Origin of the sequence: Streptomyces sp. Y1 (genome assembly GCF_041053115.1) — a bacterium.
GTDB classification, from domain to species: Bacteria; Actinomycetota; Actinomycetes; order Streptomycetales; family Streptomycetaceae; genus Kitasatospora; species Kitasatospora rubellomurina.
This window is the reverse complement of the sequence record NZ_CP163445.1, coordinates 2078347-2105238: the sequence shown is the minus strand read 5'-3', so window position 1 is coordinate 2105238 and position 26892 is coordinate 2078347. Positions and strand designations below refer to the sequence as shown.

26 protein-coding genes are annotated in these 26892 nt (G+C 74.9%); 11 read left to right on the top strand and 15 right to left on the bottom strand.

Features of this window, described 5'->3' with window-relative positions:
* Positions 1–196: 196 nt before the first annotated feature.
* Complete coding sequence (locus AB2U05_RS08770; RefSeq protein ID WP_369182945.1) at positions 197–1528, bottom strand: MFS transporter; 1332 nt, start codon at positions 1526–1528, stop codon at positions 197–199.
* A gap of 323 nt (positions 1529–1851) precedes the next feature.
* Between AB2U05_RS08770 and AB2U05_RS08765 the strand changes: the two genes are divergently transcribed.
* Positions 1852–3480 (top strand): hypothetical protein, encoded by a 1629-nt coding sequence (locus AB2U05_RS08765; RefSeq protein ID WP_369182944.1) that lies wholly within the window; start codon positions 1852–1854, stop codon positions 3478–3480.
* Positions 3481–3511: 31 nt separating this feature from the next.
* Here the strand turns inward: AB2U05_RS08765 and AB2U05_RS08760 are convergent, their stop codons facing one another.
* The gene (locus AB2U05_RS08760; protein WP_045702882.1) at positions 3512–3979 is read right to left on the bottom strand and encodes a VOC family protein; all 468 of its coding nucleotides are present in this window, start codon (positions 3977–3979) and stop codon (positions 3512–3514) included.
* Between the two features lie 157 nt (positions 3980–4136).
* Between AB2U05_RS08760 and AB2U05_RS08755 the strand changes: the two genes are divergently transcribed.
* Both AB2U05_RS08755 and AB2U05_RS08750 read left to right on the top strand, forming a co-directional pair.
* The gene (locus AB2U05_RS08755; RefSeq protein ID WP_157882243.1) at positions 4137–5354 is read left to right on the top strand and encodes a hypothetical protein; all 1218 of its coding nucleotides are present in this window, start codon (positions 4137–4139) and stop codon (positions 5352–5354) included.
* A 166-nt stretch (positions 5355–5520) separates the two neighbouring features.
* Entirely contained in the window at positions 5521–7011 is a 1491-nt protein-coding gene (locus AB2U05_RS08750; RefSeq protein ID WP_369182943.1) for an alkaline phosphatase PhoX, read from the top strand.
* 30 nt (positions 7012–7041) lie between these two features.
* Here the strand turns inward: AB2U05_RS08750 and AB2U05_RS08745 are convergent, their stop codons facing one another.
* A complete protein-coding gene (locus tag AB2U05_RS08745; RefSeq protein WP_244179007.1) occupies positions 7042–8643 on the bottom strand; it encodes a CdaR family transcriptional regulator in 1602 nt (533 codons plus the stop codon).
* 151 nt (positions 8644–8794) lie between these two features.
* On the opposite strand from AB2U05_RS08745, the gene AB2U05_RS08740 reads away from it, so the two are divergent.
* The 4 genes from AB2U05_RS08740 to AB2U05_RS08725 all read left to right on the top strand — a co-directional run bounded on the left by AB2U05_RS08740 (position 8795) and on the right by AB2U05_RS08725 (position 13391).
* Positions 8795–9391: a PadR family transcriptional regulator gene (locus tag AB2U05_RS08740; RefSeq protein WP_045702875.1), complete on the top strand. Its 597-nt coding sequence runs from the start codon at positions 8795–8797 to the stop codon at positions 9389–9391.
* Positions 9388–10479: an FAD-dependent oxidoreductase gene (locus AB2U05_RS08735; RefSeq protein ID WP_369182942.1), complete on the top strand. Its 1092-nt coding sequence runs from the start codon at positions 9388–9390 to the stop codon at positions 10477–10479. The genes AB2U05_RS08740 and AB2U05_RS08735 overlap by 4 nt, the downstream gene beginning before the upstream one ends.
* 192 nt (positions 10480–10671) lie before the next feature.
* Positions 10672–12300, top strand: a complete 1629-nt coding sequence (pruA, locus tag AB2U05_RS08730) for an L-glutamate gamma-semialdehyde dehydrogenase (RefSeq protein WP_369182941.1) — start codon at positions 10672–10674, stop codon at positions 12298–12300.
* A gap of 161 nt (positions 12301–12461) precedes the next feature.
* Positions 12462–13391, top strand: coding sequence for a proline dehydrogenase family protein (locus tag AB2U05_RS08725; protein ID WP_045702871.1), 930 nt, complete (start codon positions 12462–12464; stop codon positions 13389–13391).
* A 68-nt stretch (positions 13392–13459) separates the two neighbouring features.
* On the opposite strand, the gene AB2U05_RS08720 is transcribed toward AB2U05_RS08725, so the two are convergent.
* The 5 genes from AB2U05_RS08720 to AB2U05_RS08700 form a co-directional block, all read right to left on the bottom strand.
* Positions 13460–14053 carry a Uma2 family endonuclease gene (locus AB2U05_RS08720; RefSeq protein WP_369182940.1) on the bottom strand — a complete coding sequence of 198 codons (594 nt, stop codon included), beginning with the start codon at positions 14051–14053 and terminating at the stop codon, positions 13460–13462.
* A gap of 93 nt (positions 14054–14146) precedes the next feature.
* Positions 14147–14635 (bottom strand): N-acetyltransferase family protein, encoded by a 489-nt coding sequence (locus AB2U05_RS08715; protein ID WP_369182939.1) that lies wholly within the window; start codon positions 14633–14635, stop codon positions 14147–14149.
* A gap of 52 nt (positions 14636–14687) precedes the next feature.
* Positions 14688–15653, bottom strand: coding sequence for an SGNH/GDSL hydrolase family protein (locus AB2U05_RS08710; RefSeq protein WP_369182938.1), 966 nt, complete (start codon positions 15651–15653; stop codon positions 14688–14690).
* A 148-nt stretch (positions 15654–15801) separates the two neighbouring features.
* Positions 15802–17109: a TerD family protein gene (locus AB2U05_RS08705; RefSeq protein ID WP_369182937.1), complete on the bottom strand. Its 1308-nt coding sequence runs from the start codon at positions 17107–17109 to the stop codon at positions 15802–15804.
* 151 nt (positions 17110–17260) lie between these two features.
* Positions 17261–18448, bottom strand: coding sequence for a hypothetical protein (locus tag AB2U05_RS08700; RefSeq protein ID WP_369182936.1), 1188 nt, complete (start codon positions 18446–18448; stop codon positions 17261–17263).
* Between the two features lie 329 nt (positions 18449–18777).
* On the opposite strand from AB2U05_RS08700, the gene AB2U05_RS08695 reads away from it, so the two are divergent.
* Positions 18778–19281 (top strand): SsgA family sporulation/cell division regulator, encoded by a 504-nt coding sequence (locus tag AB2U05_RS08695; RefSeq protein WP_052706634.1) that lies wholly within the window; start codon positions 18778–18780, stop codon positions 19279–19281.
* Here the strand turns inward: AB2U05_RS08695 and AB2U05_RS08690 are convergent.
* The 3 genes from AB2U05_RS08690 to AB2U05_RS08680 form a co-directional block, all read right to left on the bottom strand.
* A complete protein-coding gene (locus tag AB2U05_RS08690; protein ID WP_369182935.1) occupies positions 19197–20762 on the bottom strand; it encodes a GAF domain-containing protein in 1566 nt (521 codons plus the stop codon). The two genes, AB2U05_RS08695 and AB2U05_RS08690, sit on opposite strands and share 85 nt — an antisense overlap.
* A gap of 165 nt (positions 20763–20927) precedes the next feature.
* On the bottom strand, positions 20928–22028 hold the full coding sequence (locus AB2U05_RS08685) for a M48 family metalloprotease (protein WP_369182934.1): 1101 nt from the start codon (positions 22026–22028) through the stop codon (positions 20928–20930).
* The gene (locus tag AB2U05_RS08680; RefSeq protein ID WP_045710485.1) at positions 22025–22429 is read right to left on the bottom strand and encodes a BlaI/MecI/CopY family transcriptional regulator; all 405 of its coding nucleotides are present in this window, start codon (positions 22427–22429) and stop codon (positions 22025–22027) included. The genes AB2U05_RS08685 and AB2U05_RS08680 overlap by 4 nt, the downstream gene beginning before the upstream one ends.
* A 125-nt stretch (positions 22430–22554) precedes the next feature.
* Between AB2U05_RS08680 and AB2U05_RS08675 the strand changes: the two genes are divergently transcribed.
* The 3 genes from AB2U05_RS08675 (at position 22555) to AB2U05_RS08665 (ending at position 24544) form a co-directional block, all read left to right on the top strand.
* Positions 22555–23220, top strand: coding sequence for a DedA family protein (locus AB2U05_RS08675; RefSeq protein ID WP_045703205.1), 666 nt, complete (start codon positions 22555–22557; stop codon positions 23218–23220).
* 20 nt (positions 23221–23240) lie between these two features.
* Positions 23241–23888, top strand: coding sequence for a phosphatase PAP2 family protein (locus AB2U05_RS08670; RefSeq protein ID WP_244179014.1), 648 nt, complete (start codon positions 23241–23243; stop codon positions 23886–23888).
* 140 nt (positions 23889–24028) lie between these two features.
* Positions 24029–24544: a pyridoxamine 5'-phosphate oxidase family protein gene (locus AB2U05_RS08665; RefSeq protein ID WP_369182933.1), complete on the top strand. Its 516-nt coding sequence runs from the start codon at positions 24029–24031 to the stop codon at positions 24542–24544.
* 4 nt (positions 24545–24548) lie between these two features.
* On the opposite strand, the gene AB2U05_RS08660 is transcribed toward AB2U05_RS08665, so the two are convergent.
* The 4 genes from AB2U05_RS08660 to AB2U05_RS08645 all read right to left on the bottom strand — a co-directional run bounded on the left by AB2U05_RS08660 (position 24549) and on the right by AB2U05_RS08645 (position 26875).
* Complete coding sequence (locus AB2U05_RS08660) at positions 24549–25187, bottom strand: DUF3592 domain-containing protein (protein WP_369182932.1); 639 nt, start codon at positions 25185–25187, stop codon at positions 24549–24551.
* Positions 25188–25279: 92 nt separating this feature from the next.
* Positions 25280–25771, bottom strand: a complete 492-nt coding sequence (locus tag AB2U05_RS08655; protein ID WP_045703197.1) for a hypothetical protein — start codon at positions 25769–25771, stop codon at positions 25280–25282.
* 83 nt (positions 25772–25854) lie between these two features.
* Positions 25855–26175 (bottom strand): multidrug efflux SMR transporter, encoded by a 321-nt coding sequence (locus AB2U05_RS08650; RefSeq protein WP_045703195.1) that lies wholly within the window; start codon positions 26173–26175, stop codon positions 25855–25857.
* A 7-nt stretch (positions 26176–26182) separates the two neighbouring features.
* Entirely contained in the window at positions 26183–26875 is a 693-nt protein-coding gene (locus AB2U05_RS08645) for an HAD family phosphatase (RefSeq protein ID WP_045710489.1), read from the bottom strand.
* Between the last annotated feature and the right edge of the window lie 17 nt (positions 26876–26892).

Genomic DNA, 26892 nt, shown 5'->3' with positions numbered 1-26892 from the left:
CCCCTCCAGTAACGGTTCATCAGCCCCCAACCCCGTTGGTGGCGATCCGATTCCCGGCAGGCGGACCAGCCCGCCGCCCCGCCGAGAGCAGCACCGAGAGGTGGAAGCCCTGGGAGCGTAGGGCCACGTTGAAACGGCGATGCCCGGGGCTTCCGAAGGGGAAGGCCCGGGCATCGGCGTTCTGGCGTTGCAGGCGTCAGGCCGTCCGGGGCCTGCGGGCGACGGCCACGGCCAGGGCCGCGCAGAGGACGGCGGCGAGGGTGGCGAAGCCGCTGACGGCGGGGAGGAGGCCGTAGTGCTGGACCAGGGCGCCGACTCCGATGATCGGGGCCGAGCTGCCGAGGTAGACGATGATCCAGAGGGAGCTCAGTTCGGAGCCGCGGCGCTCCGGGTCCATCGCCGCGACGGCGGTGGTGAACAGGGAGCGGAAGGCGACGCCCTGGCAGATGCCGCCGAGGACGCTGCCGATGAAGAGCAGGGCCGGGGTGCCGGTGTACCCGGCGGCGACGACCAGGCCGAGGCCGGTGGCCAGCCCGGTCATGCCGAGGGCGATGACCGTACGGTCGGAGGTCGGCGGGACGATCAGCTGGGCGGCGGCCGAGGAGCCGAGCAGCAGGGCGGCCACGATCGCGCCGGTCAGGTGCGAGGGGGTGTGCAGCAGCTTGGCGGAGAAGGCCGGGGCGAGGGCCAGGTAGACGCCGAAGACCCCGTACGAGATGAACCCGGCGCCGGCGGCGAGCAGGAACTCGCGGCGGCCGGTGCGCGGCATCCGCAGGCGCTGCGGGCGCAGGTGGGCCGGGGTGGTGATGCGCGGCGGCGCGGACGGCTCGCGGTTGCGGCCGGGCATCCGGGGGTGGACGACGGCCAGCGGGATGCAGAGCGCGAGCAGGGCGATGGCGTGCAGCAGGAAGGGCGTCAGCAGCGGGTCGGAGCCGCCGGAGAGCAGGGCGCCGACGATCGGGCCGAGGGCGACGCCGCCGGCCGAGCAGGCCAGGGTGAGCTTGGCGGCGAGGGTCGGGTGGTCGGGCAGCAGGTCGCCGAGGGCGGCTCCGGCGGCGCCGGTGGACAGGCCGACCGCGATGCCCTGGACGGCCCGGCCCGCGGCCAGCTGCCAGAAGCTGCCGGAGGTGGCGAAGACCACGTCGCCGGCCGCGGCCAGGCCGACGGCGGGCAGGATCAGGGCGCGGCGGCCGAGGTGGTCGGACCAGTGGCCGACCACGGCCAGGACGGGGACCAGCGCGAACACGTAGATCGTGAACAGGATCGTGGTGTCCAGCGGGCCGAGCCCGAGGCGCTGCTGGAGGAGCGGGTAGATCGGCGTCGCCAGGTTGGCACCGATCAGCATGAACAGCAGCGCGGCGGCGACCAGGCCGACGCGGACGCCTCGGACGGCGTTCCAGCGGCTGATCGCGGAGAGCTGGAGCTGGGGCCGGGGCGCGAGTTCCAGGGGAAGCAGGGCCTCCGACAGTCGGCGTCCGTCGAGCTGCGCGGTGCGCAGGCCGGTGCCGGCGGGGGAGAGGTCCGCCATGAAAGGGATCTCCTGTGGCAGGGCCCCACCGGGTCGGCGGGGTGTGCCGGCGCACCCGTCCTGAGGCGCTGTGGTGGTGGCCGCGGTGCGGGGCTCCCTGGTGGAGCGGATGAGCTGAGAGGGGGGCTTCGTTGCCCGGTGGCCCGCGCGGGGTTGTGCGCGGTGCCAATGCGAAGGATAAGGGGTGGGCGCACGGTTTCGGCGCGCGCCCCTGCGCACGCCCCTTGAGGCCGGGCACCGGGGGTGCCCGGCCTATACGCTGAGGTGGTAGACGGGTACGCGGCGCTCATGACGGGCCGCTGGCTGAGGGAGAACGCGCGACGATGGCCGGACGACGTCGGAAGAACGCAGGGGCTTCGGAGGGCGAGGGGGGCGCGGGGGCCGTCCTGCCCGCCGACATGGAGCTCCAGGACCTCTACGGGGCGTTCGCCGCGCACGGGCTGGACGACGACGGCCTGGACGACGACGCGGCCGTGCTCGTCCCGCCGGTGAAGCTGCCCGACGAGACGGAGCTGGCCGCGCAGGCGAAGGCCGTGCCGATGCTCGGCTACGCGCTGGCGCTGGCGCGCTGGGCCGCCCCGCACCGGGTGGTGGACGAGTTCGGCGACCTGGTCGAGGCGGACCGGGCGCCCGCCGCGCGGCTGCTGGGCCTGGCCCCGGCCGAGGGCGAGGTGTCGGAGGAGGACGAGATCGAGGCGCTGCGGGCCTGGTCGCTGGCCTGCGACCTGGACCTGGTGGAGCTCGGCACGACCGAGGCCGGCGAGCACGTGGCCGTCCCCGGCCCCGACCTGGAGCCCGCCGAGGAGGGGGACCCGGAGACCGTCCTGGAGCTGTGGCTGACCGCCGCCGGGATCGTCCGGGAGCTGGCCGTGGAGGCCGACTCGCTGCCCGAGGAATCCGAGGAGGAGGAAGCGGAGCAGGCCGCGGACAGCGACGAGGACGACGAGGACGGCCTGAACGAGCTGGAGGAGGCCCGGGAGGCCGCCGCCGAGCTGCTGGACGAGGCGCTGCAGGTGCTCTACGAGACCACCGCCTTCGCCGAGCCCGGCAACGAGACCGTGCCGCTGGGCGTGCTGGCCGCGCTGCTGGTGGTGCCGGAGGGCGAGGAGCCGAGCGAGGAGCTGCTGGGCGACATCACCGACGTGATGGTCGCGCTGGACCCGATGCTGGCCGACCTCGCCGAGCTGGGCCTGCTGGAGTACCGCCCGATCGACCCGGAGCTGTTCGACGAGGAGGAGGGCGAGGAGCCCGCCGTCGTCGGCGAGGCGCCGCTGGACGAGGAGGAGTCGGCCCGCTTCGGGCTCGTCCGGCTCACCCCGCTCGGCCAGTACGGCGTCCGGCAGTGGCTGCTGGAGGACGGCTACGACGCGCCGCTGGTCGGCGACCTCGCCCAGGGGGACGCCGCCGAGCTGCTGCGGGCCGTGTGCGAGTCGGTCAACGTGCTGCCGGAGGAGGAGCTGGTGGTCTGGCTGGCCGGCCGGGAGCCGGTGCCGGCCGCCCGGGAGCTGCTGGCGGCCGCGCGCGGCACCGACGCGTACGCGCCCATGCGGCGGGTGCTGGCCGTCGAGGGGCTGCGGCTGCTCGGGGCGGACGCCGAGCCGGCCGCCCGGGAGGTGCTGGACGACCCGGAGCTGGGCGGCGCGACCCGGGCCTGGCTGTCCGCGATCGGCGCGGCGGACGTGCCGGTGCCGGAGCGGCAGATGGCGCTGTGGACGGTGGTCGACACCTTCGCCGCGCAGCTGCTGGGTTCCGGCGGTGACACCGAGCTGCGCGAGCTGATCGCGGACCTGCCGGTACGGGACGACCCGGCGGCGTGGTTCGCCGAGGTGTGGCGGGTCGACCACCCGTACACGGCGGACGTCCTGGAGGCGATCGGGGAGCTGCACCCGGACCGGGTGACGGCCAAGGAGGCGCGCAAGGCGGCCTTCAAGGCGCGGTCGAAGCAGAGCTGAGGAAGGTTCCGAGCCGAGGAGGGTTCCCGGGCTAGGGAAGGTCCAGCGAGCCGTCCTCGGCGAAGGGGAAGAACGGGTTGTGGGCCAGCTCCCACAGGTGCCCGTCCGGGTCCTCGAAGTAGCCGGAGTAGCCGCCCCAGCTGGTGGTCGTCGGTGGCTTGACCACCACGGCGCCGGCCTCCACCGCCGTCCGCAGCGCGGCGTCCACCAGCGCGGGGGACTCCAGGTTCACCGCGAGGGTGACGCCGCGGAAGGAGGGCTCGCCGCCGCCGGGCACGCCCGCGTCGGCGGCCAGCTCGTCGGCGGGGAAGAGGCCGAGCACCGAGTCGGCGGTGCGGAACCAGACGATCTCCGGGCTGGAGGCGGTGGAGCGGCGCCAGCCCAGGCCCTCGTAGAAGCGGGCGCTGCGGTCGAGGTCGGAGACGCCGAGGGTGACGATGCTGATCCGGGCGGGGAAGGCCCCGTCGTGCGGTGCCGTCGGGTGGTTCTGTGCTGTCATGCCGCCCAGGGTAGGGAGCGCGGCTGACAACCGGGCGCGCTGACACGGCGCTCGCGGCCGGCGGGTACCGGCCGGGTGCTGTGCCGCAGCTGATGACCCGACGGGCGCCGGGCACGTAAGCTGGCGTGTCGGCGTGGTGGGTGCGAGGGAACCGGGGGTGCGGCACAGGATGGCGCGGGAGATCGGCGGCGGGCCCCAGGACCGGAACGTCCAGCGGGCGGCGCCCGATCGCGCCGCCGTTCCGATGGGCCGCGACCCGGTCGAGGGCCCGGCGGCCCCGGACCGGTTCGCCGAGCAGGAGGAGTTCTCCCGCCGCGCCCTGGCCGGGGTCGACTTCCCGGTGTACGGGGTGGCCGCCGGCCCGGCGCGCGGCGGCGAGGCGCTGGCCGGCTTCGACAGCTGCGGCGGCCGGGTGTGCTGGGTCGAGGTGCAGTGCGGCGACTGGGCGTCCGCGGCCGGCCCGTACGTGACCGTGCGCAGCTACCGCCCGGGCGCGGACGGCTGCGAGTCGCTGCCCGAGCTGGAGGACGTGGTCGAGGACGAGCGGGACCGGCTCTACGAGCAGTCCGGCATCGACGAGGGGGACGGGCCGGGCCGGGTGCGGGCGCTGCGCGAGTGGATCACCGTGGACGGCGAGCCGCGCTCGGTGGAGCTGCACGAGGACCGTCCGGTGCTCTGGCCCGGCGACCCGGGGGAGGACGGGGCCGGGCCGGTGTGGGCCGGGCGGCTGCGGGTCGGCGGGCAGACCGTGACGGTGTGCGGGCGCGGGGTGGCGCCCGGCGGCGTGGAGCTGGGCGGCATCCGGGACTTCGAGCGGCACCTGCGCGGGCGCACCGAGCTGCTGCGCGACCTCGCCTCCCGGCGGGCCCGGCACGTGCCGGTCGAGGAGCGCGAACTGCCGCCCGTCATCGGCCTGGAGGCGCACCGGGCGCTGGTCGCGCAGTCCGTCGCCGAGACCGCCGCGATCGAGGCGCAGGTCCGGGCCGGGCGCACGCCGCGGCTGCCGCGTCACCTGCGCGGGGAGGTCGGGGCGGTGCGCTGGGAGGCGGCGGTGCGCCAGCAGATGCGGCTCGCCACGGAGAGCCGGGAGGAGGCGGTGGCGGCGGTGACCGCGATGGTCGACCACCTCAACCGGCTGTCCCAGCAGACGCACTGGCTGATCGGCACGGCGGCGGGCGCGGCCGCGGTCGAGGAGGTCGTGCGGTACACGGTGTTCGCCAGTGAGGTGGCCAGCCTGCCGGCGCAGCGGGCCTGGGAGCAGCTGTGGCGGGAGCGGCCGGCCGGTGGCGGGGCGCGGGAGTGGGAGGAGCAGCGGCTGGCCGAGCAGTTGTGGCTGGCGGCCTGGGAGCAGTGGCTGGCGGCGCGGGCGGGCTGAGGCCCGCCGGTGCGCGAGGTAAAGCGGAGGTCATGCGTCGACCACGGGTTGGCAAATGGACGTCCGGGCGCGACCTGCGCGCCATGCCCGGTTCACCCCTGCGGCGGAGCCTGCTGGGCGTCGGCGAACCCGCCCCGACACCCCGCTCACCTCAGGAGTTGCTGCCATGCCGCTGTCCCGCCGGGACTTCGTCAACCGTTCCACCGTCGTCGGGGCCGGCGTGCTGATCGCCGGCAGCGCCGAGGCACTGGCCAGTGCACCGGGCGCGATCGCCGCCCCGGTCGGCGGGGAGGCGCCGGCGGCCGCGGGCGCCGGGACCAACGCGGCGGGCGGCGCCGCGATCGGCTACGGCCCGCTGGTGCCGGACCCGGCCGGGCTGCTGTCGCTGCCGAAGGGCTTCTCGTACAAGGTGCTGAACCGGGCCGGCGTCACCCGGCTGCGCACCGGCGAGTTCACCCCGAGCAACCACGACGGCACCTCCGCCTTCGAGGACGAGCACGGCGGCAACCTGATGGTCGTCAACCACGAGCTGGCCGGCGCCCGCGCCAAGTGGCCGTACCCGGTGCCGCTGACCGAGGGCCACGTGTACGACCCGGGCGCGGCCGGCGGCTGCACGATCGTGCACGCCAAGCGGGACGGCTCGGTCGAGCAGTGGGTCGGCATCGCCGGCACCGCCACCAACTGCGCCGGCGGCGTGACCCCGTGGGGCACCTGGCTGTCCGGCGAGGAGACCGAGGACCGGGCCGGCAAGAACGGCTTCACCAAGGACCACGGGTACGTCTTCGAGGTCGACCCCTTCGACGACGACTACAACCGCGACCCGCGGCCGGTGAAGGCCTTCGGCCGCTACGCGCACGAGGCCGTCGTGGTGGACCCGAAGCGCGGCCACGTCTACCTGACCGAGGACGCGGGCAACCCCAACGGGCTGCTCTACCGCTGGACCCCGCCGGCGGGCTTCACGCACGGCCGGTACCGGCTGCGCGCCCTGGCCGAGGACGCCGGGGTGCTGGAGGCCTTCAAGGTCTTCGACTCGCACGGCAAGTTCGTCGACGACCTCTCCCGGGCGGTCCAGGTCGGCACCGTGTACGGCGTGGACTGGGTGAAGGTCCAGGACCGCGATGCGAAGACCGTCTCGGTGCGCAAGCAGTTCAAGGACGGCGAGGTCACCCGGGCCCGCAAGCTGGAGGGCATGTGGTGGGGTGACGGCGGCTTCTACTTCGTCTCCAGCTACGCCCGTTCGGAGAGCCCGCTGCAGCACGACGGGCAGGTCTGGTTCTTCGACCCGAACCGCCGCACCATCACCCTGAAGGTGCTGCTGGGCGTCAACACCGACACCTGGGGCGACCACGACAACTTCGACGGCCCGGACAACATCACCGTCTCGCCGTACGGCGGCATCGTGATCGCCGAGGACGGCGAGGGCGTTTCGCACCTGTTCGGCGCCACCGAGGACGGGCTGGTCTACCCGATCGCCCGCAACGAGCTGAACATCGGCAGCGCGGACAGCCCGGAGTTCAGCGAGTTCACCGGGGTGACGTTCTCGGACGACGGGCGGACGCTGTTCGCCAACATCCAGACGCCGGGCATCCAGCTGGCCATCAGCGGGCCGTGGCGGCGGCTGAACGAGCACAAGCGGGGCCAGGGGTACGGCGCCTGACGGTTCGTCATGCCGGTGGCTGCCCGTGGACTACTCGTCCGCGGGCAGCCGCAGTTGCAGCATCGCCAGCAGCCGCTGCTGCGGCTGAGCGAGGTCGATGCCGGTCAACTGCTCGGCGCGGCGCACCCGGTAGCGCAGGGTGTTGGGGTGGATGTGCAGGGCGTCGGCGGCGACCCGGACCTCGCCGAGTGCGTCCAGCCAGGCCAGCACGGACTCGGCGAGCCGGGTGCCGTGCCGGCGGTCGTAGGCGGTGAGCGCGGTCAGCCGCGGGTCGCGCAGGCCGGTGCGCTCCTGGAGCAGCGCCACCATCTCGCTGACCAGCACCTCGGCCTGCACGTCGATCAGCGCCGCGACGTCGAGGTCCACGCCGCCGCGGCCCATCGCGTCGAGGATGCGGTCGGCCTGGGCGCGGGAGTCGGGCACCTGGGCGAGGCCGTCCACGGTGGAGCCGATCGCGGCGCGCAGCGGGACGCCGAGGTGGTCGCGGGCGGCCTGCACCACCTCGTGCGCCCAGTCCCGGACGGTGCTCATCGGCAGGCCGGGCGGCAGCTCGGGCAGCAGCACGTACACCCGGGACTCGATCGGGGCGAGCAGCGCGGTGCGGTGCCGGGCGGCGGTGTGCACCGAGATCAGGCCGGTGACGTCGGAGCGGTGCAGCGCCTCGGTGGTGTGCGCGCCGTACGCGAGCACGGTGGCCGGGCGGCGCACGTCCAGGCCGAGGTGGGTGGCGAGCGACTGGGGGCCGGTGGAGCCCTCCAGCAGGCCGGTCAGCAGGGTCTGGGTGAGCCGGACGTCGGCGGACAACTCGCGGCGGCGGCGCACCAGTTGGGCGGCCGCGACGCGGGCGGCGCCGACCAGCGCCTGCTCGGCGAGCGGGGCCAGCGGCTGGGCGCCCTCCTGCACCCAGATGGTGCCCAGCGGCTGCGCCCCGGCCCGGATGCCGACCGCGAGCCGGCGGCGCAGGCCGAGTTCGGGGTGCGGCTCGACCGCGATCGGGGCGTCCGAGCTGCGCAGGTGCTGGAAGATGCCCCACTCGCGGAGCTTGGACAGGTACGGCTCGGGGCCCTGCCAGCCGAGGATGGAGAGCCGGCGCAGGTCGTCGACCTCGTCGGAGTCGGAGGAGCGCGAGTAGGCGAGCACCCGGCTGGAGGTGTCCTCGATGGAGACGATGCCGTTGGTGAGCACGGCGACGGTCTGGGCGAGGGAGAAGAGGTCGCCCGCGTTGGGCTCGGGGGCGCCGGCGGCGTCCGGCGGGTCGGTGCCGGCGATGATCGCGCGGGCGAGCGAGTCGAGGTGCTCCCAGCGGGTCTCGCGGCGCACCGAGAGCAGGGCGACGCCGGCCTCGGTGGCGGCCTCCCGCAGTGGGTCGGCCTGGCCGGGGGCGTCCAGCTTGACGGCGACGGCGGCGGCGCCGGCCCGGCCGGCGGCGCGCAGGGCGGGCAGGGCGGCGCGGCCGCGGGCGCCGATGGCGAGGACGAGTTCGCCGGGGGCGGCGACCGGCGGGTCCTCCGGGTCGAGGATCGCGACGTCGCGGACGGGGACGTCCAACCCCTGGGGGGCGGCCTGGAGTTCGACCAGCGGCTCGCCGAGGGACATCAGCAGCTGGCGGAGCGGGAGGCCGGGGGTGGTCACGCGGTGCCTCCATCGTTTCGTCCGGGCGGACAGTGCCCTGGGGTCGATTTTAGCCAGCCGGACAGAGGCGCGCTTGGTCAGCCCTGAATAGTTGACATCGACTATCTGAGAATGGATAGTCAGTACCGACCAAGTGATGAGGAACGCTCTCATGGCGAAGCGACGCAAGGTCTCGAACCCGCTGGCCCTGGTGGTCCTGGCCGAGCTCGGAGCCGAACCGATGCACCCCTACGAGATGGGGCGCCGGCTCAAGGAGCACGGCAAGGACCGCAACGTGAAGTACAACCGCAGCTCGCTCTACATGGTCGTGGAGCAGCTGCGGAAGGCCGGGTTCGTCGCCGAGCAGGAGACCGTCCGCGACACCCAGCGGCCGGAGCGCACCGTCTACGCCCTCACGCCCGAGGGTCAGGCGGAGATGCTCGACTGGATGCGCGAGTGGCTCTCCGAACCGCAGGACGAGTACCCGGCGTTCGGGGTCGCCCTGTGCCTGCTCGTGGTGCTTCCGACCGAGGAGTCGGCCGAACTGCTCGGCCGGCGCCTGGAGGCGCTGGACGAACGGATCGACGCCTCGCGCGCCCTGCTGCACAAGGGCGAGGAGATGGGCGTCCACCCGATGTTCGTCGTCGAGGAGGAGTTCGCCCTCGCGATGCTGCAGGCCGAGCGCCGCTACACCGAGAGGCTCATCGCGCAGATCGGGGAACCGGAGTTCAACCGGACCCTGCGGGAGTTCATGAGGAGCCTGCAATGAGCGGAACACCTACGGCGCGCAAGGCCCTGGTCATCGGCGGCGGCATCGCCGGGCCGGTGACGGCGCTGGCGCTGCGCAAGGCCGGCATCGAGGCGGAGGTCTTCGAGGCCTACCCGACCTCCGCGGACGGCATCGGCGGCACCTTCATGATCGCTCCCAACGGGCTCGCCGCGCTGGCCGCGGTCGGGCTGGGGGCCGAGGTCGGCGCAGTGGGGCAGCTGATCCATCGGATGGTCCTGGAGGACGGGAAGGGCGGCGTCCACGCCGAGATCCCGGTCGGCGGCCGGGTGATGCGCCGCGCCGAGCTGTACACGGTGCTCCAGCGGCGGCTGCGCGAGGAGGGCGTCCCCGTCCGGTACGGCAAGCGGCTGGTCGGCGTCGACGAGGGCCCGACCGGCGTCACCGCCCGCTTCGCGGACGGCGGCACGGCGGACGGCGACCTGCTGATCGGCACCGACGGCACCCGCTCCGTCGTCCGCGAGCTGATCGACCCGGCCGCGCCCGGCCCGCAGTACACCGGCCTGATCGGCGTCGGCGGCCACAGCGCGCACCGGCTGGACGGGGTGCCCGGGCGCGCCGAGTCCGTCCACTTCGCGCAGGGCGGCCGGGCGTTCTTCGGCTACTGGGCGCTGCCGGACGGCGCCGGGACGACCTGGTTCAGCAACATCCCGCAGCCCGAGCAGTTGAGCCCCGAGCAGGCCCGCGGCACCTCGCGCCAGGAGTGGCTGGCGCTGGCGCGCGAGCTGCACGCGGACGACCTGCCCGCCCGGGACGTCCTGGCGGAGGCGGACGCCGCGACCATCGAGGTCTTCCCGCGCCTGGAGATCATGCCGTCCGTGCCGCACTGGTACCGCGGCCGCCTGGTGCTGGTCGGCGACTCGGTGCACGCCCCGTCCAACAGCTCCGGCCAGGGGGTCTCGCTGGCCGTCGAGAGCGCCGTCGAACTGGCCCGCTGTCTGGCCTCGCACCCCGACCTGCCGGGCGCCCTCGCGGCCTACGAGGCGGCGCGGCGACCGGTGGTGGAGGAGGTCGCGGCGCGGGCGGCGGAGGTCAACGGCCAGAAGGCGAGCGCCGGGGCGGGGAGCTGAGGCCGTGGTGACGGGAGGGCCGGCCGTGACCCGGACGTGATCGTGTTCGTCGGGCCGGACAACGCCGTACGGGGGAATTTAGCCGCCCGGCCAATCATGTGGCCGGGCGGTCAGGAATAGCGTTCGTGACTGTGACCGGCGTGCAATCCGCGTCGGCAACCCCCCCCACGATCGAAGGAGAGCGTGCGCTCTATGGACGCTGTGACCCAGGTCCCCGCGCCGGTGAACGAGCCGGTCCACAGCTACGCCCCCGGCAGCCCGGAACGGGCTCGCCTGGAGGCCAAGCTGAAGGAGCTGGGCGGCCAGGAGCCGGTCCAGCTGACCATGACGATCAACGGTGAGCGCCGGATGGGCGGCGGCACCGAGATCCACGTCGTCCAGCCGCACAACCACGCGGCTCGCCTCGGTACCCTGCGCAACGCCACCCAGGCCGACGCGCAGGACGCCATCGACACTGCCCTGGCCGCGGCCCCGGCCTGGCAGGCGCTCTCCTTCGACTCGCGCGCCGCGATCTTCCTCAAGGCCGCCGACCTGCTGGCCGGCCCCTGGCGCGAGACCCTGGCCGCCGCCACCATGCTCGGCCAGTCCAAGACCGCCCAGCAGGCCGAGATCGACACCCCCTGCGAGCTGGTCGACTTCCTGCGCTTCAACGTGCACTTCGCCCGCCAGATCATGGCCGAGCAGCCGATCTCCTCGGACGGCGTGTGGAACCGCAGCGACCACCGCCCGCTCGAGGGCTTCGTCTACGCCATCACCCCGTTCAACTTCACCGCGATCGCCGGCAACCTGCCGACCGCGCCCGCGCTGATGGGCAACGTGGTGCTGTGGAAGCCGTCCCCGACCCAGCAGTACTCCGCGCACCTGCTCATGCAGCTGCTGGAGGAGGCCGGCCTGCCCAAGGGCGTCATCAACATGGTGACCGGCGACGGCCTGGACGTCTCCGCCGTCGCGCTCAAGCACCCCGCCCTGGCCGGCATCCACTTCACCGGCTCCACCGCCACCTTCCAGCACCTGTGGCGCGAGGTCGGCAACAACATCGCCGGCTACCGCACCTACCCGCGGATCGTCGGCGAGACCGGCGGCAAGGACTTCCTGGTCGCCCACCCGTCCGCCGACCCGGCCGTGCTGAAGACCGCCATGACCCGCGGCGCCTTCGAGTTCCAGGGCCAGAAGTGCTCGGCGCTGTCCCGCGCCTACGTCCCCGCCTCGCTGTGGGCCGGCCTCAAGGACGAGTTCGCCGCCGAGGTCGACGGCCTCACCATGGGCGACGTCACCGACCTGTCCAACTTCATGTCCGCCGTCATCGACGAGCGCGCCTTCGCCAAGAACAAGGCCGCCATCGACCGCGCCCGGGCCGACGCCTCGGTCGAGGTCATCGCGGGCGGCACCTACGACGACTCGGTCGGCTACTTCGTCCGCCCGACCGTCCTCGTCTGCCAGGACCCGGCCAGCGAGTACTTCCGCGACGAGTACTTCGGCCCGATCCTCGCCGTGTACGTCTACGAGGACGAGAAGTACGAGGAGATGCTGGCCCAGATGGAGTCCGTGTCGGCCTACGGCCTGACCGGCTCGATCATCTCCCAGGACCGCGCCGCCGCCCAGGACGCGATGCACAAGCTGCGCTTCGCCGCCGGCAACTTCTACATCAACGACAAGCCGACCGGCGCCGTCGTCGGCCAGCAGCCCTTCGGCGGCGGCCGCGCCTCCGGCACCAACGACAAGGCCGGCGCCAAGCAGAACCTCGCGCGGTGGACCTCGACCCGCTCGGTCAAGGAGACCTTCGTCCCGCCGACCGACTACCGCTACCCGCACATGGGCTGACCAGGCCCACCAAGGCCGCGGGGGCGCTCCTTCCGACCCCGCGGCCTCCCCGCGACGCCCCGTCCCGCAGCCCGGCGTCGCACCCCCGGGCGGCGGCCCCACCCCCGTGGCCGCCGCCCGGGCCCTTCTGCCATCCTTGGAAACACAGCCCAGGAGTCACGATGCTCCGTACCGCCCTTCTCGCGGCCTCGCGGTCCCCGCAGATCCGCACCATGGTCGAGAAGTTCCCGCTCACCCACGCGATCGTCGACCGCTTCGTCGCCGGTGACGCCCTCGACCCGGCCATCGCCGCGTACAAGGAGCTGATCGCCACCGGCCGCACGGTCACCTTCGACCACCTCGGCGAGGACACCCTCGACGTCTCGCAGGCCACCGCCACCACCGACGCCTACCTCCTGCTGCTCAAGGCCCTGGAGGAGAACGGCATCGCGGCCGGCGCCGACGTCTCCATCAAGCTGACCGCCGTGGGCCAGTCGCTGCCCGTCGACGGCGAGAAGATCGCGCTGGAGAACGCCCACCGCATCTGCGAGGCCGCCGCGAAGATCGGCATCACCGCGAGCCTCGACGCCGAGGACCACACCATGGCGGACGGCCAGCTCTCCATCGCGCGCGACCTGCGCGTGGACTTCCCGTCCGTCGCCGTCGTCGTGCAGGCCTACCTGCGCCGCGCCGAGGGCGACTGCCGCGACCTCGCCCACGCCGGCTCCCGCGTGCGCCTGTGCAAGGGCGCCTACAAGGAGCCCGAGTCGGTCGCCTTCCAGGGCAAGCACGACGTCGACCTCGCGTACGTCCGCGCGCTCAAGGTCCTGATGGCCGGCGACGGCTACCCGCAGGTCGCCACCCACGACCCCAACATGATCAAGATCGCCGGCCAGCTGGTCGAGTGGAACAACCGCACCAAGGACTCCTTCGAGTACCAGATGCTGTACGGCATCCGCCCCGAGGAGCAGCTGCGCCTGGCCGCCGAGGGCAACACCATGCGCATCTACCTGGCCTACGGCCAGGAGTGGTACGGCTACTTCATGCGCCGCCTCGCCGAGCGCCCGGCCAACCTGACCTTCTTCCTGCGCGCCATGGCCACCCGCAGCTAGCCTGCGGCACGCCCGGAACGCCACGACGGCCCGCACCCTTGACGGAGGGTGCGGGCCGTCGTGCGTGGTCAGAGGAACGGCTTGGTGTCGAGGTCGAAGTCGAAGGGCTCCGGAAGGGCGAGGGGTTCGCCGAAGGCGGCGAGGTGGACTTCGGTGTACTCCTCGCGGTGCGGCTTGCCGAAGAGGCTGAGCTGCGCCTTCTCGCGGTCGACGAGGAGGTAGAGCGGGATAGCGGCCCGGGCGTAGCAGTGGCGCTTGGCGATCCGGTCCTGGTCGGGCTTCCCGGAGGTCACCTCCACCACCATGGCGACGCCGTCCGGCTCCATCCAGGATGGGGCACCCCGGAACAGGCGGAGCTCCTCGGGGGCGAACGTGAGATCGGGAACGACGTGGTTCTTCGGGCAAAGGCCGCCGCTGACGAGACGGAGCCCCTTGCCGCCGGACACGCTCATGTCGGTCTTGGACCGCCGGATCACCTGCGTGATCAGGTGGCTGATGTGGTCCTCGTGATCGCCGTCCGGCGGTGGTGCCACGATGATCTCTCCCTCGATGAGCTCGGCTCGGAAGCCTTCGGGGGAGTGCAGGCTCAGGAAGCTCTCCAGCAGGATGTCGGCCTGCGATGGGGAGCCCGTGATCGGTTGCTCATGCGCCACAGCACTCATGATGCCCCTCCTTCAGGGGAGCGTCACGCTATTCGCCTTCGGGCCGGTTATGCCGTGCACGGCGGACTTTCACCCGATGGTGTGAGCGCTGCGCTACAGCGGGCGGTGCATGACGTGGAGGCCGACGTAGCCCTCGGTGGGGTGGTGGAAGGCGTCGGGGACGGTGCCGACGATGGTGAAGCCGAGGGACTGGTAGAGCTTCACGGCGTGGTGGTTGCTCGCGGCGACGGCGTTGTACTGCATGGCGCGGAAGCCGGCCGCGCGGGCCCAGTCGAGGCTGTACTCGACCAGGGCCCGGCCGATGCCCTTGCCGTGGTGGGCCGGGTCGACCATGTAGCTGGCGCTGGCCACGTGGGAGCCGTTGCCCGGGCGGTTGCGGTTCATGTTGGCGGTGCCGACGATCCGGCCGGCCTCGTCCACCGCGACCACCGTGCGGCTGGGGGCGGCGAGCATCCACCACTCGGCGCCGAGCTCGGAGGGCATGTCGAGCGGGTAGGGGAAGGTCTCGCCGGCGGCGACGATCTGCTGGAAGAAGGGCCAGATGGCCGGCCAGTCCTCGGGGGTGGCTTCGCGGATGAGCATCCGGTCAGGATGGGGGGAGCGGCGGCCGGTGGCAACTGGTTTTGTCGGTCGGTCAGGTGGCGAGGAGGGCGTCCTCGACCTGGGCGGCGATGTGGGCCTGGCCGGTGGCGTTGGGGTGGACCAGGGCGTACCTGAGGGGGAGGTAGCTGGTCAGGATGCCGTCGAGCCAGTGGTCGGGGTCGCAGACGCTGTGGCCGGTGGAGCCGGGGTAGAGGTCGACGAAGGTGTCCCTGTGGCGGGCGGTTCGGGCCGCGATGACGCCGTTGAGCGGTTCGAGGATCGCGGTGCGGGCCCAGGCGAGGTCGCCGGTGGTGAAGGTGGCGAACTGCTGCAGGTCGCCGTAGCGGCAGCGGGCGGCGTCCTCGGGGATGAGGTGCGGGTAGCCGACCGTGACGACCCGGGCGGCCGGCGCCTTGGCGTGCAGGGAGTCGAGCATGGCGTCGTAGCCGCTGCCGAGCCGCTGCAGGCGGTCGGGCAGGCTCGCGTCGTACTTGTCCTTGCAGGGCGTGCCCTGGCCGTGGCCGGCGGCGCCGAGTTCGATGCAGTCCTTGAGGATCTGGGCGAAGCCGAGGTCGTTGCCGCCGACGCCGACCGTGATGACGTCGGCGTCCGGGGAGACGGCGTCGATCTGCGGCGGGACGGGCGGGTAGGGCGCGTTCGGGTCCGTACCGTCCGGCGGGAGCGGGCGGCCGATCGGGCTCTGCTTGGTCGCGTACACGTTCTCGGTGGTGGCGCCGCCGCAGCTCACGTCGTGCAGGTCGGCCAGGGAGCCGAGGTCGCGGCGGATCACCTCGGGGTAGGAGAGCTCGGTGCGGGCGCAGCCGTCGCGGGGCTCGGTCAGGTCGCCGGTGGCCTCGATGACACCGGCGGTGTAGGAGTCGCCGAGGGCGGCCCAGTGGAGGGTGGCGGGGCGCGGGGTCGGGCGGGCGGCGGCCCGGGCGCCGGTGGGGGAGATCAGGCCGGCGGCGAGGGCGACGGCGGAGCCGGCGACGGCGAGGCGGGACAGGAGGCGTGGCACGGTCTCTCCTCAACGGTGCAGCGGGTGCAACGGGTGCGGGGGAGAACGTGCTTCACCCCCCTGAAGGTTGATCGAGCCGGTCCGTGGACGACTTGATGCCTCAGGAGGGTGAATTCACGGGCGTGACCGTGACGTTGGGGCGGTGGGATCAGAGCAGGGCGGCGGACGGCTCAATCATGCCCCGGGCCGTCTTGGCGTCGACGAACTCGCCGAGGGCGGTCATCTCCCACTCGCCGGACGGGCGGCGGACCAGCTTGCACATCACCACGCCGGTGTACGGCTCCGAGTGGGTGAGGTCGAAGCGGACCAGCTCCTCCTCGGACTTCACGTCCACCAGGCGGCAGTAGGCCTTGCGGACCTCGGTGAACTTCTGGCCGGAGAAGGAGTTGACCACGAAGACCAGGGCCTGGACCTCGGCCGGCAGGCCCTCCAGGTGCACGGTGATCGACTCGTCGTCGCCGCCCTCGCCGCCGACCAGGTTGTCGCCGGAGTGGGCGATCGAGCCGTTGAAGATGTTCAGCTTCATGAACCAGGCCGTCTCCAACCGCTTGTGCTGCGCGTCGAAGGCGAGGCAGGAGGCGTCCAGGTCGATGTCGCGGCCCCGGCCGGCGGACTCCCAGCCCAGGGCCATCCGGACCGAGGAGAGGTACGGGCGGCCGTTCTTGACCAGCGAGACCGAGCTGCCCTTGACCAGGCTGACCCGGCCCTTGTCGAGGGTGACCTTGGGGGTGCTCGGCGGGGCGGCGGGCGGCGGGGTGGGCGCGACGGGCGGGGCCGGGGGCAGCGGCGTCGCGGTGGTGAAGCCCACCCGCGGGTCGACCGGGGGCGCGGGCGGCGGCGGCGCGACGGGCGGTGCGACGGGCGGTGCGGTCGGTGCGGCCGGCGCGGGCGGTATCGGCTGCGCGGCGGCGGGTTCGGCGGCGGGTTCGGCGGCCGGGGCGGCCGCGGGGGAGTCGTCGACGGTGACGCCGAAGTCGGTGGCGATGCCCGCCAGGCCGTCCGCGTAGCCCTGGCCGACCGCGCGGACCTTCCAGGCGCCGCCGCGCCGGTAGACCTCGACCACGATCAGCGCGGTCTCCAGGCCGAGCCGGGCCGGGGTGAAGGTGACCAGGACGGCGCCGGTGTCCGCGTCGCGGACGGTGGCGGTCGGCTCCATCCCGGCGAAGGTCGAACTCTGGTCGGCGGGGCTGGCGGTGACCACGATCTTCTCGATGCCGGCCGGGACGGCCGCGGTGTCGACGGTGATCGCGTCCGGCGCGCCCGCGGCGGCCGGGCGCAGGCTGACGCCGGGCCCGTGCGGGGCGTTGAAGAAGACGAAGTCGGCGTCCGAGCGGACCTTGCCGTTGTCGGCCAGCAGCAGGGCGGAGACGTCCAGCGCCTTGGGCGCGGTGACCTCGACGGTCACCCGCGGGGCGGTCAGCGGGGCGTTGCCGCCCGGGGGCAGGACGGTGGACACGGACTCCTCCTCGGATGCGGGGCGACGGCCCGGCCGGGGCGGGCGAGGCCGCCGGGCCGGGTGCTGCCCACAGTAACGAACGGCCGTACCGGGACGAGCCCGGCCGGGGCGGTGACCTGTCGGATCGTCGGTCGGGCGGGCAGTTCCGGCGTCAGCGGGTGGCGGGCTGCGGCACGGGTGTCGCGAAGCCGCCGAGGGCGGCGACCGCCCGGGGGTGGTGGATGCCGAAGGCGGCGGCGTTCCAGCTCTCCGCCGGAGCGGTCGGGGCGGAGGCCGGTGCGGCCGGGCGGCCGCCGTGCACGGTGAAGCCGTAGCGGCCGGGGCGGACGTCGGTGCCGGGCGGGGTGGTGAAGCGGTACACCAGCGTGCCGCGCTCCTGCTGGGCGGTGACCACCGCGCCCGGCAGGTCGGTCCAGGCCGAGCCGCTGCCGGGGGCCGACTCGCCCGGGGCGAGCCGGAACTCGGCCTGCAGCGCGGTGACCGGCTCGGTGACGGTCAGGTCGAGCCGGTGCCGCAGGCCGTCCGGGCCGATCGGGGTGCGCCGGGCGACGCCGGTCAGCCCGGGGGCGGAGTCGGCGTCGGTGGCGTCGGCGGTAGCGGCGGCGTCGGCCGGGTGGTCGCCGGCGTCCACGACGGGCGCGGGCACCGGCACAGGCGCGGGCGCCGGGGCCGGAGCCGGGGCGGTGGCGCCGGGCAGCGGCCCGGGGGCGAGCGGCCGGGCGGCGTGCGGGTGCTGGGCGGGCGCGGGCGGCGGGGGCGAGACGGAGGCGGAGGGCGACGCGGTGGCCGAGGGCGACGCGGTGGCCGAGGGCGTCGCCGGTCCGGCGCCCGGCGGGGTGCTCGGCTGCTGCGGGCCCGGGAGCGTGCCCTCCGCCCCGGCGAGCGGGGTGTCCTGGCCGGGGGCGTCGTGCACGGCGGTCTGCCCGCCGGCCGGCGGCACGATCGGGGTGGGCCGGTCGCCGGCCGCGGCCGGGCCCTTCCCGGGGTGGCGGGTGGGGTGGGCCGGGGGCCGGCCGGACGGCGGCGGGGCCTGGTCCCGCGCGTCGGCGGCCTCGGTGGCCCCGGCCAGGTCGGTGGCGCCGGGGGTGGGCGGCGGGGTGGTGCCGACCCGGGCCACACCCGGCGCCCGGCGGCCGACGCCCTGCTGCTCGTTCAGCAGGAGGGTGGTGGCGATGCTGATGCCGACCACGGTGGACATCGCCATCGCGGCGCCGGAGAAGCGCAGGGTGGGCAGCCGGAACCGGCCGCCGAACGGGCGCGGCCGTCCGTGCCGGCCGTGCTGCGCGGGCTCGTACCGCACGTCCCGCACGTCCCGCACGGTGTCCTCGGGTACCGCCACCGGACCTCTCCCTCCCCGAAGTCGCCGTCGCGTCGCAGCATTCTCCCATGCACCACGGGGCGTCCCGTGCCCGGCCGTTGGGGGCAGGGGAGGGGTCGCCCTCCCGCGCGGGAGGGGGAGAGCGTACCAGCGGGTGGCCGAACGGTGGACGCCTTCCATCCACTTCGTGGACACTCGTTCACCGGACGAGAATTGACGGTCCGTCTGATAACTCCGGCGCCGGGCCGGACCGGTCGGCCGATGGTGATTGCAACCCTCTTGCAACCCTTGCCCGCCGGGTCGCGGTGACGCAGGCTGAGGTCAATCCACGCCGTCCCGGAGAGACCGTCATGCCGCCCGACCCGCTGTCCGCAGCCTCCAGTGCACCCCTCGCCGCCACCCCCACGGGCGGCGATGGGGAGGGCTCCACCGCCGCTCCGGCGGCGGTGGAGGAGGTGCTGATGCTGCGGATCTCACTGGGCGAGGAGGTGGTCGGCGAGGTGCGCACCCGGTTCCGGTTCGACGCCGCCCGCCCGTACGAGGTGCTGCTGACCTTCCACCTGGGGCGCCCGGACGAGGCGGACTGGGTGTTCTCCCGCGACCTGCTGCGCGACGGCCTGCGCATGCTGAGCGGCCAGGGTGACGTGAAGCTGTGGCCGGCCTACTGCCCCTGCCACGGTTCGACGCTCCACCTGGCGCTCGAATCCCCGCACGGCAGCGCCCTGCTGGAGGCCTCGATGCCCCGGGTCCGGGCCTGGCTGGACCGCACCTACGCGCTGGTCTCCGTCGAGCAGGAGCGCGACTGCGGCCCGACCGACGCCCAGCTGGCCGCGCTGCTCGCCGGCCCCTGCTGAGCCCCGCGCCCCGGCCCCCGCGGCTGCGGGACGGCTGACGGCGCGGCCCCCGGCAGCCGGACCGTGCCCGCCGCCAGCGCGGCCCGCAGCCGCCGCACGGCCGGGGCCGAGGAGGCCGGCAGCAGGTCGTACGGGTCCTCCGGGCCGTCCACCGTGACCAGCACCGACTCGGCGAAGCGGTACGGCCGGTGGGCCAGCAGTCCGCCCAGGTAGCGGCGCAGCCGGGAGAGTTCGGCGCGCACCGTGACCGTCCGTGCCGGGTCGCCGAACAGCGCCTCCGCGAGCTGTGCGGCGGTGCTGCCGTCGCGGGCGGTGGCGAGCAGGAGCAGCAGTTCGGCGTGCCGCGGGCTGAGCGGGTGCGACCAGCTGTCGGCGGCGCCCCGGACGGACAGTTCGGGGCGGTCCGGGCGGCGCAGGTCGAGCCGCAGCCGGGCGCCCTCGGCCCGTTCGGTGCTCGGCGTGCCGGGGCCGTCCGCCCCGGGGCCGTCGTTGCCGGAGCCGTCCGCGCCGGGCCGCCGGACGGGGCGCACCAGCCAGCCGTCCGCGAGCGGTTCCAGGACGCACTCGCCGAGGCCCGGCACCCAGTGCAGGGCCGCCGGGGCCCAGCCCTGGCTGGGCACCCGCAGCCGGTCCGGCGCGGGCAGCCCGGCCGCGGCGGCCGTCCAGCCGGCCGAGTCGACGACCAGGGCGGGCCCGCCGACCCGGGCGAGCAGTGGCGCGGCCAGGGTGCGCAGCTGGTGCAGCGCCTCCAGCCGCTGGGCGCGCAGCTCGGTCTCGGCGAGCCGGGCGGCGGTGGCGGTGAGCTGCATCAGGTACGGGCGGACGCTGTGCGCGGGGCCGCTCAGGTTGATCGCGCCGACCAGCCGCCCGGTGCCCGGGTCGTGGACGGGCGCGGCCACGCAGGTCCAGGAGTGGTGGCTGCGCAGGTAGTGCTCGGAGGAGTGGACGTGCATCGGCCGCTGGGCGCGCAGCGTGGCGGCGATGCCGTTGGTGCCGACGCTCTCCTCGGTCCACCGGGCGCCGGTGAGGAAGCCGATCCGCTCGGCGCTGCGGCGCAGGCCGCGCTCGCCCTCCTGCCAGAGCACGTGGCCCTCGGCGTCGGCGATCGCCAGGATCAGCGGCGCCTGGGCGACCGGCTGGAGCACGGTGTCGCGCAGCACCGGCATGACGGTGTCCAGGCCGCTGGCGCGGCGGCGGTGTTCGAGCTCGGCCGGGCCGAGGTGGTGGACGCCGGTGATGCCGGTGTCCGGGTCGAGGCCGAGGCGGCGCAGCCGGGCCCAGGAGTCGCCGATCTCGGGGCGGGGCTCCAGCAGGGCGCCGGGGCTGTCGGGGTCGGGGCCGCCGCGGTCGGCGAAGGCGGGCTGGGCGAGCTCCCGGGCGGCGGCGTCGGCGAGGGTGCGCTCGTGCACCTTGGCCAGTTCCGCCGCGGTGGGCGGGGTGCGGCGCTCCGGCCGTCGGGACTGCCGTCCGGTCTGCCGCACTCGCCTCGCTCCTCAGCGCCGTCCGAGGTCGCGCCGGGGCCGACGCGCTGACGAAAGCGTACGGGTGCGGTGCGTTTCTGGGGATGGGGTCCGTCAACTCGGCCGGGGGCCGGTCCGCGCGCTCCTGTCGGCGGACCGGCCCCGGCAGCGGCGCGCACCGGTGGTCTACCGCTGTGCGCCGGGTTCGTGCTGGGCGGCCTCGACGGCGTGGTGCAGGTCGGCGGTGGCCTCCAGGCTGGCGCCGGCGCTCAGCGCGAGGCAGGCGGCGAGGGCCAGGGCGGCGGCGCGGCGGCGGGTGTCGGGGGCGGCGGCCGGGCGGGGCTGGAGGAGGGCGGCGACGCGGCGCGGGACGGGGCCGGAGTGGGCGGCGGCGACCAGCCGGGGGCGGGCCGGCCAGGGCGAGCGGCTGGCGGCGAGGGCGGCCCGGCCGACCGCGCGGGCGGTGACGGCGCGGTCGCCGACCCGGGCGGCGGCCACCTCGTCGGCCCAGCGCTCCAGGTGGTACTCGAGGGGCGCGCGCAGCGGGCGGAGCGCCGGGTGGAGGTTTGCGGCGTGCTCGGCGAGCGCGAGGAAGAGGTGGTGGCGGGCGCCCAGGTGGGCGCGCTCGTGGGCGAGCAGGGCGGCCCGCTCCGGTCCGTCCAGGGCGCGCAGCATGCCGGCGGTGACCACGATCCGGCCGGGCTCACCGGGGCGGCCGGGCAGCTGCGGGCGGCCGGGCAGGGCGAAGGCGTCGGCCCGTTCGTCGTCCAGGACGACGAGCGGGGACTCCGCCGGCCGGAGCAGCGCGCGGAGCTGTCGGGTGACGCTCTCGCGCGCGGTGCGCGCCCGGCGCACGGAGGCGCGGCGGGAGCGCACGGCCGGGGCGTCGGCGGCGGGGAGGCCGGGCGCCTCGGCGGGGCCCGGGTGGTCGGGGAGCGCGGCCCGGGCGGTGCGCAGGTCCCGCTGCCGGCGCCGGGCGGTGCGGACGGCGAGCGCCGCGAGGGCGGCCAGGACGGGCCCGGCCGCGGCGGCGGCGAGTGGCGCGTCGGGGGCGGCCGCGGTGAGCCAGGGCAGCGACAGGTGGCCGAGGGCGGCGACCGGCGGCAGGTGGAGCAGTCCGGCGGCGGCGAGCAGGCCGAGCGAGCAGAGGGTGCCGCCGGCCAGGACGGCGGTGGTGCCGGCCAGCGTCCAGGCGGCGGCCCGGGGCGACAGTGCCTCGGCGAGGCGGCGGGCCAGGGGCGCGGCCAGGAAGGGCAGCAGCAGCGGGGCCCAGACGGCGAAGATCACGGCGCGGCCGCCGTTCCGGGGCCGGGGCCGGGGCCGTCGCCGCCGAGGAGGTCGCGCAGCAGCTGCTCGTCCTCGGCGGAGAGGTCGGAGACGAAGCGGGCGAGCACGGTGGAGCGGTCGGCCTCGCGGCCGAGCTCGGTGTGCATCCGGCGGGCGGCGAGGCCGGCGGTGTCCTGGACGGTCGGGGTGTAGGCGTAGGCGCGGCCGGCCCGGGTGCGCTCGAGCGTCCCCTTGTCGTGCAGCCGGGCCAGGATCGTCGCGATGGTGGTGCGGGCGAGGTCGCGGCCGAGGGCGGCCTGGACGTCCTGCGGGGTCATCGGCTGTCTCGCCGACCAGAGCGCGGCCAGCACCTCGGCCTCCAGCTCCCCGGCGGGCCGGCGGGCGGACGGTACGTCGGACATGGCGGCGCTTCCTCCAGGTTTCGTCTACAGTCATGTAGACCGTCTACGTCACTGTAGACGGTCAGGGTCGGTCCGGCCGGGAACTGCGGCGGACCGCCCTCCAACGTACGGGAGGTCCGCCAGCCTTGCTCCAGTTCCCCGTCGACGCGGTTCACCTCGCGGTCAACCCCCTGGACGCGTCCTCGCTGCTCACCGCCTTCGGCGCGCTCGGCATCGCCGCCGTGCTGTTCGCCGAGACCGGCCTGCTGGTGGGCTTCTTCCTGCCCGGCGACTCGCTGCTGTTCACCGCCGGCCTGCTCTGCGTGCCCGGCGCCACCAGCGGCCCGCAGCTGCACCTGTGGCAGGTGCTTCCCGCCGCCCTGGTCGGGGCGCTGGCAGGGGCCCAGGTCGGCTACGTGATCGGCCGCCGCGGCGGGCGGGCGCTGCTGGCCCGGACGAAACGCCGGAGCCTGCTGGAGGGCGTCGGACGGGCCGAGGAACTGCTGGCGACGTACGGGCACGGCAAGGCGATCGTGCTCGCCCGGTTCATCCCGGTGGTCCGGACGGTGCTGAACCCGCTCTGCGGCGTGCTCGGAGTGCCCGCTCGCTCGTTCACCCTCTGGCAGGTGTCCGGCGGGGCGCTCTGGACGGTCGGGGTCGTGCTCGCCGGGTACGGGCTCGGGTCGTCGGTGCCCAGCATCGACCGATATCTGCTACCGATCATCGGTCTGGTAGTAGTTGTCTCCGTGCTCCCCCTCGTTATCGAACTGTTCCGCGCCCGTTCGGCGCGCCGTCACGGAGGTGACGTGTGATTCCCGCCCGGGCTCTCGCTGTGTACGACGGCAGCGGCATCGACGGCAGCGTCTACACGCAGGTCAACAAGTGGGTGCAGTCCGCCCCGCACTGGCTCAACGACGTCATCAAGGTCTGGTCGGCGTTCGGACTCGGCCTGTTCGCCGTCTTCATGCTCTACGCCTGGTGGCGGGCGCGCGGCGCCGATTCGGCGACGATGGCCAAGGTGCTGGCCTCGCCGGTGATCGTGGTCGTCGCCTACGCCGCCAACTCCGTCCTCAAGGGACAGATCGAGGAGCTCCGGCCCTGCGCCCAGATCCGCGGCAGCGTCTCCCTGGAGACCTGCCCGGCCGCCGGCGACTGGTCCTTCCCGAGCAACCACTCGGTGATCGCCTTCGCCGCCGCGATCGCGCTCTGGTTCGTCTCCTGGCGGCTCGGCGTCGTCGCCACGGTCTTCGCCGCGCTGATGGCCGCCTCCCGGGTCTGGGTCGGCGTGCACTACCCGCACGACGTCGTGGTCGGCGCACTGGTCGGCACGCTGGCCGCCCTGGTGCTGGCCCCGCTGGCCGGGCGCTGCGGGCCGCTGGTGGACCGGATGCGGGCCGGCGCGCTGCGCCCGCTGCTGGGCCCCGGCGAGCTGCCGGTGATGGCGCGCGGGTACGCGGCCCCCGGGACGCGGTCGTACTGATTCCGCCGCTCGCCTTGTCCGGTTTCGGACGGCGGGTGGAGCATGTGAGCCGGGTGCGGCGCCCCCTCGACGGGGGTGCCCGCCCGGCTCAGTCGTGCCCGGGGCGCGGGTGCCGGGCCTGCCAGCGGAGGGAGCGCCGTATGCCGTACCGACTCGACATCACGCAGGGGGACTGGCCGGGCGGCTCCCCGGAGAAGGGCGTCGAGGCGCTGCTCGGCGAGGCCATCGTGCTCACCCTCGCCACCGCCGGCCACGAGCGCGGGCCGCACGCCAACCTGGCCTTCTTCGCCCACGACGACGACCTCGTCCTGTACTTCGTCAGCGAGCGCTCCACCCGGCACAGCCGCCACCTCGCCGAGGAGGCCCGGGCCGCCGCCACCGTGTTCCTCCCGCCTCCCGTCTTCGGCGAGCAGCTGCGCGGGCTCCAGCTCACCGGCAGCGCCGGCGAGGCCTGGGGACGGCAGGCGGAGGCCGCGCTCGCGGCGTACCAGGGGCGGTTCCCGAGCTTCGCCCAGGACGAGGACGTCCGGCGGCAGTTCCTCACCGGCGGCGGCGCGGCGGCGCTCTACCGCTTCCAGGTCGACGAGCTGACGGCCGTCGACGAGCCGAACTTCGGCCGCCGCAACTTCCTGCGGGCGCGGGTGCTGCGGGGGTAGCTCCTCACCGGGGCCGGGGTCCGCCGCCCGGCCGGGGGAACGGGACGCGGCGCGGGCGGCCGTTGCGGACGACCGCCACGCCGAGGCCGGCGGTGGCGGCCATCAGGAAGGCGTTGACGCCGAGCGCGCCGGCCAGGTCCCGGGGGAGGTCGACGTTCTCCGGGAGGCGCGCCCCGGCGACGCCCCGGGGGTCGTAGCGGACGGTCAGCAGGTCGCCGACCGCGTGCGAGCGCAGGCGCGCGGCCACCGTGCCGTTCGGGATCGGCACGCCGTGCTCGTCCGCGACGTCGTACGTCGAGTCGGGGTGCTTGCCCTGCGGGCGGTCGTGCGTCGCCGTGACCCGGCCGGTGGTCGTGAGCCCGGAGGCGCCGAGGATCATCGAGTCCCGGGCGGAGTACACCGACGCCAGCGCGGCGAGCCACAGGAGCGCGCCGACGGCCGCCAGCCAGCAGCCCGCCCCCGCCCCGACCAGCCGGACCAGGCCCACGATCCAGCCGATCCCGAGGGCCAGTCCGAGGAGCACGGCCAGACCCCCGCTGACGTACGTGCTCACCGCCACCAGCCCGAACGTCCCGGCCGGTACCGCCGCCACCAGCGCGACCGCCAGCGCGACCGTCCCGCGCCGGCCTCCCGTCCTCGCCATGCTTCCCCCGCTCCTTCGTGCGACGGGGCGGAAGCGTACGCCGGGATCGTGACGGCCTCCGAGCGGGGGGGCGGCTCACCGCCGGGGCGGCGTCAGCGGCGCCAGAAGCCGCGCTTCTTCGGGGCGACCTTCTCCAGCACGGCCGCGACGAACAGCTCGGCGACGGGCGAGGGCCCCTGGCCGTAGTTGATGTGACCGTTGGTGTCCCACTCGCCGAGGACGGTGCCGGGGCTGCCGTCGAACGGGCTGAGGGCGTGTTCGAGGGTGAGGTAGCGGACCTTCTTGGACCCCTTGGGGTGCACCGCGGCGACGAAGTGCGCCTCGGCGGCGCCGGTCGGGGTGGGCAGCGTGACCAGCAGCACGCGGTGGCCGTCGACCTGAAGGTGGCGGCAGTCCAGGCCGTGGCTGGGCAGGCGGTGCTCGGGCGGGAGGGTCCGGCCGTAGTCGTCCCAGATGCCGACGAGGACGGGCAGCAGGCTCCCGCCGTCCGGGGCGGGCGAGGCCAGCCGGGGGCCGAATTCCAGGACCTGGCGGGCGAGTTCGCGGTGCGCGAAGCGGTAGTGGTGCGGGCGCGGGTCGGTCATGCGGCCACGGTAGGCGAAAGCGCCGGGGCGGGCCGTCGAATTGCTCGACTTCCCGCCCCGGCAGGGGAATCGACCTGCTGCCGTCAGTGGCTGCCCTTGAGGTTGAGCACGACCACGCCGACGATCACCAGCGCGAGCCCCAGGTACTGCAGCCGGCCCAGCTGCTCGCCGAAGGCGACCACGCCGATCCCGGCGACCGCGGCCGTCCCGGCCCCCGACCAGACCGCGTAGGCGATCGAGACCGGGATGTGCTTCAGCGCCCGGCCGAGCAGGAAGAAGGACAGCGCGTAGCCGATCCCCACCCCGAGGCTGGGCCAGAGGCGGGTGAACCCCTCGGTGAGCTTGAGGCAGCTGGTGGCGCAGACCTCGCTCAGGATGGCGAGGGCGAGCAGGACGTAGGGCATGGCCGGATCAATCGACGGGGGCGGTGGAGAGTTTCCCGAGCAGCGTGAGGTCGGCCTGCTCCAGGCTGGCGAGCAGCGTGATCCGGCCGCCGGCCGGCATCGCGACGTCGGTGGAGGGCACGGCGAGCACGGCGCAGCCGGCCGCGCTGGCGGAGGTGACGCCGGTCGGGGTGTCCTCGACGGCGAGGCAGACGGCCGGGTCCAGGCCGAGCCGTTCGGCGGCGGCGAGGTACGGGTCCGGGGCGGGCTTGGTGCGCGGGGTGTCCTCGGCGGCCAGGGTGGTGGCGAACCAGTCGCGGCCGATGGCGGAGAGGACGAGGTCGACCACCCGGCGCGGGGAGGCGGAGACCAGCGCGGCCGGCACGCCGGCGTCGCGCAGCGCGGCCAGCAGGGCGAGCGCGCCGGGGCGCGGAACCGTTTCGGCGGCGACCTTCCCGGCGAAGGACTCGCCGAGCCGGGCGGCGAGTTCGGCCTCGCTCAGCTCGGTGCCGCTGACCCGGTGCAGGTGGGCGGCGGTGTGCTCGACGGCCTGGCCGAGCACCTCGGGGGCGTCCTGCTCGGTGAGCGGGTGGCGCAGCTCCTCGGCGAGCTCGGCGGCGGCCTGCCACCAGAGCTGTTCGGTGTCGACCAGGGTGCCGTCCATGTCGAACAGGACGGCGGCGGGCAGCCCCTCGGAGGGGGACAGGGCGGATTCAGGCATGGCGGTACCTTCGGGGT

Excerpts from the sequence above, each read along its gene's own strand:
- AB2U05_RS08770 (WP_369182945.1), bottom strand. The coding sequence starts at position 1,528 with ATGGCGGACCTCTCCCCCGCCGGCACCGGCCTGCGCACCGCGCAGCTC.
- AB2U05_RS08765 (WP_369182944.1), top strand. The coding sequence starts at position 1,852 with ATGGCCGGACGACGTCGGAAGAACGCAGGGGCTTCGGAGGGCGAGGGG.
- AB2U05_RS08760 (WP_045702882.1), bottom strand. The coding sequence starts at position 3,979 with ATGACAGCACAGAACCACCCGACGGCACCGCACGACGGGGCCTTCCCC.
- AB2U05_RS08750 (WP_369182943.1), top strand. The coding sequence starts at position 5,521 with ATGCCGCTGTCCCGCCGGGACTTCGTCAACCGTTCCACCGTCGTCGGG.
- AB2U05_RS08740 (WP_045702875.1), top strand. The coding sequence starts at position 8,795 with ATGGCGAAGCGACGCAAGGTCTCGAACCCGCTGGCCCTGGTGGTCCTG.
- AB2U05_RS08735 (WP_369182942.1), top strand. The coding sequence starts at position 9,388 with ATGAGCGGAACACCTACGGCGCGCAAGGCCCTGGTCATCGGCGGCGGC.
- pruA (WP_369182941.1), top strand. The coding sequence starts at position 10,672 with ATGGACGCTGTGACCCAGGTCCCCGCGCCGGTGAACGAGCCGGTCCAC.
- AB2U05_RS08725 (WP_045702871.1), top strand. The coding sequence starts at position 12,462 with ATGCTCCGTACCGCCCTTCTCGCGGCCTCGCGGTCCCCGCAGATCCGC.
- AB2U05_RS08720 (WP_369182940.1), bottom strand. The coding sequence starts at position 14,053 with ATGAGTGCTGTGGCGCATGAGCAACCGATCACGGGCTCCCCATCGCAG.
- AB2U05_RS08715 (WP_369182939.1), bottom strand. The coding sequence starts at position 14,635 with ATGCTCATCCGCGAAGCCACCCCCGAGGACTGGCCGGCCATCTGGCCC.
- AB2U05_RS08695 (WP_052706634.1), top strand. The coding sequence starts at position 18,778 with ATGCCGCCCGACCCGCTGTCCGCAGCCTCCAGTGCACCCCTCGCCGCC.
- AB2U05_RS08680 (WP_045710485.1), bottom strand. The coding sequence starts at position 22,429 with ATGTCCGACGTACCGTCCGCCCGCCGGCCCGCCGGGGAGCTGGAGGCC.
- AB2U05_RS08665 (WP_369182933.1), top strand. The coding sequence starts at position 24,029 with ATGCCGTACCGACTCGACATCACGCAGGGGGACTGGCCGGGCGGCTCC.
- AB2U05_RS08660 (WP_369182932.1), bottom strand. The coding sequence starts at position 25,187 with ATGGCGAGGACGGGAGGCCGGCGCGGGACGGTCGCGCTGGCGGTCGCG.
- AB2U05_RS08655 (WP_045703197.1), bottom strand. The coding sequence starts at position 25,771 with ATGACCGACCCGCGCCCGCACCACTACCGCTTCGCGCACCGCGAACTC.
- AB2U05_RS08650 (WP_045703195.1), bottom strand. The coding sequence starts at position 26,175 with ATGCCCTACGTCCTGCTCGCCCTCGCCATCCTGAGCGAGGTCTGCGCC.
- AB2U05_RS08645 (WP_045710489.1), bottom strand. The coding sequence starts at position 26,875 with ATGCCTGAATCCGCCCTGTCCCCCTCCGAGGGGCTGCCCGCCGCCGTC.